Here is a 12,642-nt window from a genome sequence, read left to right on the forward strand (position 1 = left end):
CCAACTCCCCCACCCCACACCACACCACCCCGACGACGAAGCCCTGCTCGCCCGGATCGCCGCCGACTGCCCCGGCATGACCGCCGCCTTCGTGCTGCCCGAGGCCTGCGCCTCCTCCCCCGAGGCCGTGCTCGCGCTGCTGCGCGCCGCGCGCGCCCGCAGGAGGGCCCGGCTGCTGCTCGCGTTCCGCGATCCGCGGGCGCCGCTGCTGCGGCTGCTGCACGAGGAGCTGCTCGGTCCGGAGTGGCCGGCCGCCGTCGGGGACCGGATCGCGGAGCGTCTGACGGAACTGCACCGCGTCCAGCGGAGGTTGTCGGAGCGCGGCGGGGCGGCGCGTGCGGACGGGGCCGAGGAGCTGCTCGTACGCCTGGAACGGCTCAGGCGTACGGTGCGCGGCGATCCGCTGGGGGCCGCGCACGAGCTGTTCCTGCTCGAACTCGACGTGGAGAACCTGCTGTTGGCGGCACGCGCACGCGAGGCGCGGCTCGCGGCACCGCTGGAGATCAGCATCGAGGCGGCGGGTGACGGCCTCGAGGACCTGCCGTGGGTGCAGGTGCAGGGGCCCGAACTCACCGAGCCCGCACCGCAGGACGCCCCGCCCCGGCCGCCCGCAGCGGAGGGCGGCTCGCGGTTCGCGGAGGCCGAGCAGCAGTACCACGTGGTGGGGAAGCTGGCGAGCGGCAGCTACGGGCAGGTGTATCTCGCGCACGACCGCGCGCTGCTCAACCGGCTCGTCGCGCTGAAGCGGCACAACCCGCGCGACCCGGGCGCGGCCGAGCAGGCCGCCCGCGAGCGGCTGCGGCTCGTGGAGATCAACCACCCGTTCATCGTGAAGGTGCACAACGCGATCCTCGACAAGGACGGCGCCGGGCCGCTCCTGGTGATGGAGTTCGCCGACGGGCTCACCCTGGAGGAGATCCGGCAGCGGATCCTGCGCCGCGAGCCGCCGTTCGAGGGTGCGCGCGTCCTGGAGTTCATCGCCGTGTACGGGGTGCGGATCCTGGACGCGCTGCACTATCTGCACACGCGCAAGGAGCAGGAGCTCGTCTACGGGGACCTCTCGCTCAACAACGTGCTGCACTGCGGCGACACCATCAAGCTCATCGACGTGGCGGCGGTACGCGGTTTCGACGAGCCGGGGCCGACCACGGTCACGCCCCCGGAGGCCGGCCCCGACGGGCGGATGGGCCCGGCGGGAGATCTGTACTGCCTCGGGCACGTCCTCACCAGCCTGCTCGACGCCGCGCCGGCCGTCGGCACCCTGGGCGAGCGCTCCCTGCGCCTGACGCTCGCGCGCGCCACCCGGCCGGATCCGGCGGGCCGGTTCGCCACCGCCGAGGAGATGGCGGGCCAATTGCACGCAGTCTTACGGGAGTTGCGTTCACTGCGGCTCAACGAGGAGACCTTCGCGCCGTCCCTGCATTTCGGCCCGGTGGCCGACACCCTGGACGGCGGACTCGGGTCGGCCCCGCCCCTGGAGCAGTGGGCGGGCGGAGGCTCGTACAAGAGACTCCTCGGCCCTCAGCGGCCGCCCGCACCCGGCGACGCAGCCGCCGATCTGCCGCCACCGCACCCGGACCGCAAGGACCCCAACTGGAAGCGGCTGCAACGCACTTCGTACCACGACCCGAAGGGGCTGCTCGACCGGACCGCCAGCTGGGAGCACACGCCGGAGCTGCTGTTCCTGCGCTGCCGGCTGCACATCCAGGAGGCCAGGGCCGCGCGGCACGCCCTCACGCAGCCGCGTCCCGAACCGGTCGCCTTCGAGGGGGACGGGCCCGCCGAGCGGCCGCGCACCCCGCTGGACGAACTGGCCCGGCAGCTGGCGGCGGCCGGCGCGGCGGCGCGCAAGGCCGGCCAGCTCATCGGCGAGGAACGGGCCCGGCACGACTGGCGGGTGCCCTGGCACCAGGGCCTCATCGAACTCGCGCACCAGCGCGTCGAGCAGGCCCGCGCGGCGTTCACGCAGGTGTACGAGGACATCCCCGGCGAATACGCGCCGAAGCTCGCCCTCGGCTACTGCCACGAGCACCTGGGCGCGTCCGAGCAGGCCAAGGAGTTCTACCGGTCGGTGTGGTGCCGCAACCACGCGCAGGGCAGCGCGGCCTTCGGTCTGGCCCGGATGCATCTGGCCGAGGGGCTGCCGCAGGACGCGGTGGACGCGCTCGAAGGGGTGCCGCCCGACTCGCGGCACCGCACGGCGGCGCGCACGGCGCTCGTGCGGATCCGTGCGGGGCTGCACGAGGCGCGGCCCGAGCCCTCGCTCGCCCAGTTCACGCTTGCCTACCAGGCGCTGCTGCGCCTCGTGGAGCACGAGGGCCTCACGGATCCGGCGGCCGAGGAGCGGCTGCGCGCGGACCTGCTCGAACTCCAGGTGCTCGTGGTCGAGTCGGCCCGCCGTACGGGCATCGACCCCTGGTCGGAACTGGCGGACCGGCTGCCGGTGGACCTCGACCACGATCTGCCGGTACGGCTGCGGGTGCCGCGCACGGAGGAGCAGTTGCTGCTCCGGCTGTCCGACAGCTACCGGCGCCTGGCCCACCAGGTGCCGCGCTCGGGTCGCGCGAAGGACGACGCCCTGATCGAGGCCCTCCTGGACAACGCCCACCACATCCGCCCCACCCGCCTCCGTCACCGCCCGCCGGGCACGGCCCCGCGCCTGCCGCGGTGGTTGTCGGGCGGACGGGAGCCGGAGGGGTGAGGGGGCGGATGGGGTGGGGAGTCGGGGAGGTGGGCAGGCGGACGAGGGCGAGTGGCGGTCGCGGGGCTGTCAACCGGCGGGCAGAGGAGGCGTGTTGAGAGGCGGCTTGCTCGATCGTGTCCGGCGGGCCGGTGCCCGTGCACGGCACCGCGTCCGCGCGGGCGCGGTGCGCCTCGATCCGCGCCGCTCGCTGCCCGCGCTGTGGCGGTGGTCGTGCGGGGAGCCCTCCCGTACCGGACAGCAGCCGCTGACCTCGGAGCTGCTGCGCCGCCGGCGCCTGGTCCTGCCGGCCCTCGCGCTGCTCGCCTTCGCCCTGCTCGCGGCCGCCTACTTCGACGTGCACGGCCGCACCGACCATGTGCGCGGCCGTCTCGCGCCCGCCGTCACGGACCTCGCGACCGCCCGCGTCCAGCTGGAACGGGCGCAGAAGGAGGCGGTACGCCGCTTCGGGGAGCCGCGGCCGGACGGGAAGGCGGGCACCCACGACCCGCCCCAGGTCGACATCGGCGAGCGCTACGAACGCTTCCTCAGCGACAGCGTGCAGGCGCTGAACGGCGCCACCCGCTCCACCGCCTTCGACGCCGCGCAGGCGCAGGAGCTCGGCGTGGTCAACGGCCTGGTGGGCTCGTACCGCAGCGCCGTCTCCATGGCGAGCGAGAACCGCGAGGACCGCGCCCTGCGCAAGGCGGGCCTCAGCTACGGCGCCGACATCCTGTGCGAACGCCCCGACGCCGCCCTGCGATGCACCGGACCCGCGGACCCCGACAACACGTCCGCAGAGGAGACCGAGCGGCCGCCCACCTCCGTCCTGGGCCGGATCGCCGCCCTGGAACGGGAGTTGAGCCAGGAGGCCGAGCGCGGACCACGGGCCCCCGCACCCGTGCTGCTCGCCGTCCTGGCCCTGCTCGCGACGGCCCTGTTCGGCACGGTGCTCGCGGGCACCCTGCGGTTCTGCCGCCGCCGGCTGCGGCTGATCAGCACCCCGCTGTGGGCGCTCGCCATGGTCGCGGCGGCCGTCTGCGGGCTGCTCGCGGCGGGCGCGGTGGAGGAGCATCTGGCCCAGCGCGCGGTCCGCGCCGACCTGACCGCCTTGACCGAACGGCCCACGACCGCACCCCCGCCCACGGGCAGGACGGACCAGGCCGACCAGGACGCGGAAGCGGCACTCGCCCGGATCGAGCGCACCGCCGCCGAGGTGACCGCCCGCTTCGACGAGGCGGGACCCGTGGGCTGGGCGCAGACCGCCCGGATCGCCGTGGGCTTCGGCGTCGCCGCGGCGCTCGCGGCGGGACTCGCGCTGTACGGGTACGGACGTGAGTATCCGTCGGCGCGCGCGGCCGTCCTGCCCTCCGGACCCGGGGGGCGACGGGCCGGGGCGCGGCGACGGGGCCGGCGCGCGCTCGTCGTACGGACCCTGCTCGGCGCCGCCCTGTTCACGGTGGCCGCCCTGTCGGTGTACGCCTGCACGGGCGACGAGCCGCGCAAGGTCACGGTGCTCGGGCCGTGGACCGACGGCGAGGAGGACCCCTTCCTCGCCGCCCTGGACGCCACCGGCATCGACTACGCGTACACCGGCACCCGCTCCCTGCGCGACACCCTCCTCGCGCAGCTCCAGGCCGGCTCGCCGCCGGACGTGGCGATCCTCAACAGCCTGGGCGAGCTCTCCGAGTACGCCCGCGACGGCTCCGTACTGCCGCTGCCCGAGGGCCTGGACGACGCGGCCGTCGGACCGTGGGCGCCCGAGGTGACGGCGGCGGACGGGGACGGCGGGCCGGTGGCCTCCCGGGCGTACTGGGTGCCGGTGCGGGTCGATCTCAAGTCGATCGTGTGGCGCGACCCGGACGACGACTCGGAGCGGCGCCGCTGGTGCCTGGGCCTGAGTTCGGGGGCGACCTCGGGCTGGCCCGGCACCGACTGGGTCGAGGACCTGCTCCTTCGCCGCGAGGGTCCCGCGGTGTACGAGGCCTGGGCCACCGGCGACCTGGCGTGGACCTCGCCCGAGGTGCGGGGGGCCTGGCAGGAGTGGGGTGAGCTGCTGCCCGGCGGCGCGGCGGCGGACGCGGCGCTCGTACGGTCCTTCGAGCCCCGCGGCGGGCTCCTGGACGCCAGGCCGCAGTGCGAGCTGGAACACCAGGGCTCGTTCATCCGGCGCCATTACGATCCGTCGTACGTGCCCGCCCCCACCACCGACTTCCTGCCGCGGCTCGGCAAGGAGCACGCGGACAGCTTCGAGGTGTCCGGCGACATGGCCGCCGTCTTCGAGGACCGGCCCGAGGCCTGGGAGCTGCTGCGCCGGCTCACCTCGGCCGAGGCCCGTACGGAGTGGGCGGCCGCGGCGAGCACGGGCGCGCGGCCGTTCTTCCCCGGTGCGGTGGGGCTCGCGCCGGAGCCGGGCAGCGCCACGCAGAAGGTGCAACAGCTGATCAACGGCGCCGGGCAGATCTGCTTCGACGCCTCCGACGCGATGCCGCCCACGCTGCGCAACGCGTTCCAGCGCGCGGCGCTCGCGTTCGTCGGCGCCGGGAACCGCGGATCCGCACTCGGCCCGCTCCTGGAACGCCTCGAACGGGAACGGCAACTACAGGAGGAGGACAAGGCGTTCAGATTCGACGACCTGTGCGAGGCGCCTCCGGTCCCGTGACCACGGAGTCACGGGGTCACGCCCCGCCCGGGCTCAACCGACCGCTCGGCCGACCGCTCGGCCGACCGCTCAGGCGAAGACGACCGTCCGCCGCCCGTTGAGCAGGATCCGGTGCTCGGCATGCCACTTGACCGCCCGCGCGAGCGCCTGGCACTCCACGTCCCGGCCGATCGCGACCAGCTGCTCGGGCGTCACCTCGTGGCCGACGCGCTCGACCTCCTGCTCGATGATCGGGCCCTCGTCGAGGTCGGCGGTCACGTAGTGCGCGGTGGCGCCGATCAGCTTCACACCGCGCGCGTGCGCCTGGTGGTAGGGCTTCGCGCCCTTGAAGCTCGGCAGGAACGAGTGGTGGATGTTGATGATCCGGCCGCTCAGCTGCTTGCACAGGTCGTCGGAGAGCACCTGCATGTAGCGGGCGAGCACCACCAGCTCCACGCCCTCCTCGCGGACCAGCTCGAGGAGCTGCGCCTCGGCCTCGGCCTTCGTGTCCTTCGTGACCGGGATGTGGTGGAAGGGGAGGTCGTACGAGGCGACGAGCTCGGCGAAGTCCGTGTGGTTGGAGACCACCGCGGCGATGTCCACCGGCAGGGCGCCGATACGGGCGCGGAACAGCAGGTCGTTCAGGCAGTGCCCGAACTTCGACACCATCAGGATGATCCGCATCCGGTCCTCGGCGCGGTGCAGCTGCCAGTCCATCTGGAAGGAGTCGCCGACCGCCGCGAAGGAGGCGCGCAGCTTCTCCAGGGTGACCGGGGCCTCGGCGGAGAAGTGCACCCGCATGAAGAACAGCCCGGTGTCGCGGTCTCCGAACTGCTGGCTGTCCTCGATGTTGCATCCCGTCATGAAGAGGTACGACGAGACGGCGTGCACGATGCCCTGCTTGTCGGGGCACGACAGGGTGAGGACGTACTGGTCGGCGGAGGTGGGACGGGGCTGCTCGCTCATCCAGGCAGGATCGCATACGCGGGCCCGTGACCGGGGCCACGTACCGCCTCGCGGACGGTCCCGGTCAGGCCGAGCGCGTCATGATCCGCAGCACCTCGAGGGTGCGCGGCGGCACGTCCGGGTCCTCGCCGTCGCTCTGCGCCAGCCGTACGTGGGCGTCCCGCGCGGCGCGTACGGCCTCGGGCCAGCCGTGGTGCTCGAGGTAGGCCTGCACGGGGGCGTCCGGGCCGACCTGGTGCATGATCCGCAGCACCCGGAGCACCGCGGTGTCGACCAGCGCGGCCTCCTGCGGGTCGCGGAAGATCGTGCCGACGTACTTCTCGGCGGACCAGTTGTCCAGCCAGGTGTCCTCGACCAGGCGGTACACGGCGTCGGTGACGTCCCCGTACTCCTCACGCCCCGCCAGCCAGCACTCCTGCTGGAAGACCGGGTCGGAGAGCATGTGCAGCGCGGAGCGCACATTGGCGCGCCAGCGCCACCAAGGCATGTCGTTCACAGGCATGCCGCCCATGGTGGAGGAGCGGCGGCCGCGACGGGAAGACTTCTCCGAGCTTTGCACGGTTGCCGATCGTACGTTCTTCGTCCCGGTGACCCCCCGGGCCCCCCATGTTCACCTTCGCGTCACTTTCCGTTGAGGCAACTTCACTCAAAGATTCGGAACGTGACGCAAGGGTCCATGTCCATGACCCCTCGGCCTCCCCGCCTCCGCCTGCGCTCTTCGGCCGCCCGCAGCGCGGCCGCACTCGTCGCCGCCGCGTCGCTGACCGCAGGCTGCGGCGCGATACCGGGCCTGTCCTCCGACTCCGAGGAGCCGGTCACCGTGATGACCTGGGCCCCGGAGAACACCAAGAGCACCAATGCCCCCGGCGTCCCGGCGATGGCCCAGGCGTACGCGCGCTGGGTCAACGCCAACGGCGGTCTGAACGGCCGCGAGCTCAAGGTCATCACGTGCAACGAGCACAACAAGGTGTCCGGCGCCGCCGACTGCGCCCGGCGCGCGGTGGACGCCGAGGTGACGGCGGTGGTCGGCTCCTACAGCCAGTACGGGCGCTCGTTCCTGTCGGCCCTGGAGGCGGAGGGCATCCCGTTCATCGGCGGATTCGGCCTGACGGACGACGAGTTCACCAGCCCGCTGTCGTATCCCGTCAACGGCGGGCAGGTGGCGCTGATGGCCGGCAACGGGCGCCAGCTCGCCGAGCACTGCCAGCGGGTCTCCCTCGTCCGCCCGGACACCATCGCCGGCGACGACCTGCCCGAGCTGCTCGACTACTCGCTCAAGCAGGCCGGTCGCCCGGCGGCCGCGGACATCCGCGCGAAGGAGGACGCCAACGACTTCGCCGCGCAGGCCGCGAAGGCCCTGGAAGCGGCCGGCGCACCGGAGTCCCTCGCGACCACGCTCGGCGTCGAGGGCGCGCGCGAACAGGCCCGCAAGGGCTGTGTGACGGCGGCGCTCGGCGACCGCACGGCCACGTTCTTCGACTCGTTCCGGCGCGAGCGCGAGGACTTCCAGGAGGTGCGGGTCGGCTCCGTGGCCGGCTCCATCGACCAGACCGCGATCAACCGGGGCGGCGGCAAGTCCGGTGTGTACGAAGGCGCTTACTTCACCGGCTGGTACCCGGCGGCGGGCGACGCGCGCTGGGAGCCGATGCGCAAGGTCATCAGCGAGCACGCCTTCAACGACAACCGCATCGACCCGGCGGACGCCAGCGTGCAGAACACCTGGATCGCGTACACCGTCCTCAAGCAGGTCGTCGAGTCGCTCGGCGACGGCACCGTGGACGCCGACGCGGTCACCCAGGCGCTCAACGACGGCCTGCGCGTGAAGACCGGCGGTCTCACGCCCACGCTGAGCTGGCGCTTCGAGGACACGATCGCGGTCCGCGACTACCCGCGCATGGTCAACGCCCACGTCTGGTTCCAGCAGGTGCGCGGCGGCCAGCTCCAGGCCGTGGGGGGCACGTCGGTGGACATGTCGGAAACACTGGAGCAGACGATCTAGCGCGGTGCGCGCGGGAGTTGGGGGGCGGCGTACGGGGGGGCAGGAGGCCGGAGCGCGGCCTCCTGCCGGTCGGGGCGGGCTTGCGGGCCCGCCCCTTCGCACGTCCTAGAGCTGGGTCGGCGTCCGCTCCGGCAGGCCCCACTGCTTGGCGATCGCGTTCCACAGCGGCGCCGCCTCGCGCTTGGCGGTGGTCGCCTCGCCGCTCGCGCGGTTGCCGGCCTGGCTCTGGTTCGTCGACCGCGCCGTGCCCTTCGGGCAGCCCTTCTTGCCGGCCACCTGCCCGGCCCACGCGGCGTAGTGGTCGTCGGCCGAAGCGGACGCCTTCCAGGCCTTGTTGAGCGCATCGCGCAGCTTCTGCTGCTGCGGCAGCTTGTCGGTGTTCAGCTCGGCGAGCCGGGACACCAGCGAGTTGCGCTGGTCGGCCGCCTCGCGCAGGTCCTGCGCGGCCCGCCCGAGGTTCTTGCAGCTCTTGATCGCCTCGACCGAACGGATCACCGCGTCACGGCTGTTGTTGGAGTCGGCGAGCAGCTTGTCGAGCGCGACGGCCTGCGCCTTCGCAGGGTCGGGGGCGGCCGGCGCGGACGAGGACTCCTTCGCGGGCCCGGTCGCTGCGGCGGGCGCGGGGTCCTGCTCGCCCTCGTCGCCGTCCCCGCCGAGCAGCCCGATCAGACCGCCGGCGGCGATGCCGACGACGGCGATCCCCACCCCGACGACCGCGAGCACCCGCCCGCGGGTGGGCGCACCGCCACCGCGTCCGCCGCGCCCGTCGTCACCGCGGCGCGCAGCGGCCCGGCCGCCGTGCCCGCCCGGTCCGCCGTGGCTCCCGTGGGAGGCGCGCGGGGCGGGGCCCGGCTGCTCGATGCGCGGCATCTGCTGGGTCGAGTCGGTGCCACCGCCGGCCGGTTCGCTGCGGAAGAGGCTGTCGAACTCGGCGGGCGGCTGCCGGTCCCCGGGCGCCCCGGGCCGGATCCCGTACGGGGCCCCGGTGGGCGCAGGCGGCACGGAACCGGAGCCCACCGGACCGCTGCCCTGCGCGGGCGGCACGGGCGGGAGGTACTGGGTGGCCTGGGCGTCGGGGCTCACGGGCGGCTGTGCGCCCGGGCCGACGGTGTTCGGCTGGTTGCCGAGGAAGTACGTGGACTCGGCGGGCTCCTCCGGGGGCAGCGCACCCGGCGGCGTCTGCGGCGGAGTCATCTGCGCGGACTGCTGAGCGGGGGGCATCTGCGCGGGCTGCTGAGCGGGCGCGGTCTGCTGGGCGTACGGAGCGTGGGGCGCCTGCGGCGGGAGCGCGCCGGGCGGGCCCTGCGGGGGCAACTGCCGCCTCTGGGCACCCATTTCCGGCGTATCGCCCATAACGGGCGGAATCATCTGCGTCGCGGCCTCATCGGCGGCGGAGGCGCCGAACGCGGGCGGCATGCCCTGCCCCGGCACGGGCGCGATGTACTGCGTGGCCTCGGCATCGGGACCGGAGGCGGGCAGGGGCTGCGCGGCCCCCTGCGCGGGCGGAGGCTGCACCGGCGCGGGCGGCACGGCGCCCTGTGCGGGTGAGGGCTGCGCGGACGCCGACTCGGGCCCCCACGGCTGGCCCCAGGGCTGGCCGCCCACGGGGACCGCGGGGCCGGCAGGCTCCGCGTACCCTCCGGGCAGCAGCGGTGCGCCGCCGTCCGCGGGCAGCACGACGCCTTCCTGGGCGGGCCGCGCCGCGGGTATCTGCGGCTCCTCGCCCTGTCCGCTCTGCGTCACCGGGGACTCCTACCAATGGGGAACGCTGGAATCGCCGGACACGCTACCGGCTCCCCGCCCCACCCCAAACCCAGGCCACCCGCACCGACGGACCGACCACGGCCCGCACCACGTCACAGCACCGTCGGAGCACCACGTCACGGCACCCGTCAGAGCGCCACACACGCCCCCTCGTTCACGCAGCCTGGATGTCCAGCCTGGCCCCGAACTCCCGTACCACCGCCTCCTCGCGGAACGGTTCGAGCCGCCCCTGGAGATCCTCCAGATACTCCGCCCCGCGGTTGGACCGCAGCGACCCGAGCAGCTCCACGGCCCGCATCCCCGTATGGCAGGCCTCCTCCACCGCACGCCGCTGCACCTGGGCAGAGGCGAGCAGCACGAGCCCGATGGCGCGCCGGCGCACCCGCGACTCCGGCAGCCCGTCAAGCGCCTCGCGCGCCGCCCGCTCGGCCTCCTCGGCCTGCCCCAAGTCCCGGTAGCAGTGGGCGAGTTCGTCCGCGAGATAGGCCCGGTCGAAGTGCCGGATCCATACCGGGTCGTCCCCGGACTCGGAGCCGCCCCCGGTGCCCGCATCGGCCCGCTCCATGGCGCCCTCGGCCCGCGAGATCACCAGGTGGGTCGTCCGCGCGTCCCCGAGGAGTGCGTGCCCGCGCGCCTCGGCCGCGTGGAACATCGCCTCCGCGCGCGGCGTGACCCGCCCGCGCGCACCCTCCTGCGCCGCGCGCGCCAGCTGCGCGATCTCGCGCGGATTGCCGAGCTGCGCCGCCAAGTGGCTCATGGACGCGGCCAGTACGTATCCGCCGTAGCCGCGGTCACCGGCCGCCTGCGCCAGCCGCAGCGCCTGGATGTAGTAGCGCTGGGCGAGCCCGGGCTGCCCCGTGTCGATCGCCATGTAGCCGGCGAGTTCGGTCAACCGGGCCACGGCGGCGAAGAGTTCGCGCCCCACCGACTCCCGGTACGACCCGGCGAGCAGCCCGGACACCACGGAGTTGAGGTAGTGCACGACCACGGGACGCACGTGCCCGCTGCCGAATTGGTGGTCGAGCTGCTTGAGCGCCTCGGTCATGGCCCGTACGGCCTCGACGTCCGCCGTCCCCACCCGCGCCCCGGCCGACCGGGCCACCTGCTGATCCATCGCCGTGATCAGCCAGTCGCGGCTGGGCTCGACGAGCGCGGACGCGGCCACGGACGAACCGGACAGGAAGTCGCGCCGCCCGACATCGCTGCGCCACAGCTCGCAGACCTGCTCGATCGCGCCGAGCACGGTGGGCGAGAACTGCAGGCCCACCCCGGAGGCGAGGTTCTTGCCGTTGGCCATCCCGATCTCGTCGATGGTGACCGTGCGGCCGAGCTTGCGGCCGAGCGCCTCGGCGATGATCGCGGGCGCCCGCCCGCGCGGCTGCTGCCCGCGCAGCCAGCGGGCCACGGAGGTCTTGTCGTAGCGCAGATCGAGCCCGTGCTCGGCGCCGCACATGTTCACCCGGCGCGCGAGCCCGGCGTTGGAGCAGCCGGCTTCCTGGATGAGCGCCTGCAGCCGTTCGTTCGGCTGCCGCGCCACGAGCGGCCTTGCGGCCATGACGTACCCCCTGTGTGCGCCGCGGTGCTTTGCACCGGAATGATCACTTCTGACGATCAATGCCCAGGTACGGAAGGGAAGATGCAGGAATGTCGCTGACCAAACGGCGGAGGCGACGCACGGGAGCGCGCGGCCGGTGCGCACCTTCCGTGATCGGCCCCTCACAGGTGGCTACCCATCCCCCGCGGCCGATCCGACCGCGCGCCCCCGTCCATGCATCCATGCGCCCCGTATGCCGAATCGATGCACCTGCGTGGCGCGCCGCGCAGCCCGTAACCCGCAGTGACGGCCGGAGTTGAACACTCCGTGGAAGAGACCATCACCCCCGCTACGGCCGACCGGATCCCCCAGCAGCGCGGCGAGACGCTGCTCGACGCCGCCGTGCGGTACGCGGAGGAGCGGCACTGGGACGTGTTCCCGGGCACCTGGCTGGAGATCCGCGAGGACTCCGCCGGCACCGAGTCCTGCTCGTGCGGCGCCCCCGCCTGCGCCCTGCCCGGCGCCCACCCCGCCCGCGACGACTGGGCGACGCAGGCCACCGGCAGTGCCACGGTCGCGCGCCGGCTGTGGTCGAAGCAGCCGGCGTCCTCGATCCTGCTGCCGACGGGCCGCACCTTCGACGCGCTGGACGTGCCGGAGACGGCGGGCTTCCTCGCGCTGGCGCGCCTGGAGCGGATGGAGCTGACCTTGGGCCCGGTGACCCTGACGCCGAACCGCCGCATGCAGTTCTTCGTGCTGCCGGGCGCGACCGCCAAGATCCCCGATCTCGTACGGAAGTTGGGCTGGTCGCTCGGTTCGCTGGACCTCAGGGCGCTCGGCGAGGGCGAATGGGTGGCGGCTCCCCCGACCCGCTTCGGCGCGCACGGCGCGGTGCAGTGGGCCCGCCGCCCGACGCCCGCCAACCGCTGGCTGCCGGACGCGGAGGAGCTGATCAGCGCCCTGGCCTACGCCTGCGGGCGCGAGGCGCGGCGGTAGGGACCGCTGGTCGCGGGGCGCGGCGGCAGGGACCGCCGGTCGCGGGGCGCGGCGGCAGGGAC

Annotated in this window: 8 protein-coding genes; 4 read left to right on the top strand and 4 right to left on the bottom strand. The window is 74.1% G+C overall.

Features of this window, described 5'->3' with window-relative positions; genetic code table 11:
• The coding region (locus BLT97_RS32380) for a tetratricopeptide repeat protein (RefSeq protein ID WP_093616719.1) at positions 1-2,701 on the top strand (2,701 nt) is incomplete at its 5' end.
• 106 nt (positions 2,702-2,807) lie between these two features.
• Positions 2,808-5,342, top strand: coding sequence for an ABC transporter substrate-binding protein (locus BLT97_RS38760; RefSeq protein ID WP_245769669.1), 2,535 nt, complete (start codon positions 2,808-2,810; stop codon positions 5,340-5,342).
• Between the two features lie 69 nt (positions 5,343-5,411).
• Here the strand turns inward: BLT97_RS38760 and purU are convergent, their stop codons facing one another.
• On the bottom strand, positions 5,412-6,287 hold the full coding sequence (gene purU, locus BLT97_RS32390) for a formyltetrahydrofolate deformylase (protein WP_093616721.1): 876 nt from the start codon (positions 6,285-6,287) through the stop codon (positions 5,412-5,414).
• A 64-nt stretch (positions 6,288-6,351) separates the two neighbouring features.
• Positions 6,352-6,798 carry an SCO4402 family protein gene (locus BLT97_RS32395; RefSeq protein ID WP_176953974.1) on the bottom strand — a complete coding sequence of 149 codons (447 nt, stop codon included), beginning with the start codon at positions 6,796-6,798 and terminating at the stop codon, positions 6,352-6,354.
• 171 nt (positions 6,799-6,969) lie between these two features.
• Between BLT97_RS32395 and BLT97_RS32400 the strand changes: the two genes are divergently transcribed.
• Positions 6,970-8,286 carry an ABC transporter substrate-binding protein gene (locus BLT97_RS32400; RefSeq protein WP_245769670.1) on the top strand — a complete coding sequence of 439 codons (1,317 nt, stop codon included), beginning with the start codon at positions 6,970-6,972 and terminating at the stop codon, positions 8,284-8,286.
• Positions 8,287-8,391: 105 nt separating this feature from the next.
• Here BLT97_RS32400 and BLT97_RS32405 read toward each other — a convergent pair whose 3' ends face one another.
• Both BLT97_RS32405 and BLT97_RS32410 read right to left on the bottom strand, forming a co-directional pair.
• Positions 8,392-10,029: a hypothetical protein gene (locus tag BLT97_RS32405; RefSeq protein WP_093616724.1), complete on the bottom strand. Its 1,638-nt coding sequence runs from the start codon at positions 10,027-10,029 to the stop codon at positions 8,392-8,394.
• A 175-nt stretch (positions 10,030-10,204) separates the two neighbouring features.
• On the bottom strand, positions 10,205-11,605 hold the full coding sequence (locus BLT97_RS32410) for an NsdA family TPR-like regulatory protein (protein ID WP_093616726.1): 1,401 nt from the start codon (positions 11,603-11,605) through the stop codon (positions 10,205-10,207).
• A 306-nt stretch (positions 11,606-11,911) separates the two neighbouring features.
• Between BLT97_RS32410 and BLT97_RS32415 the strand changes: the two genes are divergently transcribed.
• Positions 11,912-12,580: a bifunctional DNA primase/polymerase gene (locus BLT97_RS32415; protein WP_093616728.1), complete on the top strand. Its 669-nt coding sequence runs from the start codon at positions 11,912-11,914 to the stop codon at positions 12,578-12,580.
• Positions 12,581-12,642 lie beyond the last annotated feature (62 nt).

The organism is Streptomyces indicus (assembly GCF_900100315.1).
Lineage (GTDB): Bacteria > Actinomycetota > Actinomycetes > Streptomycetales > Streptomycetaceae > Streptomyces > Streptomyces indicus.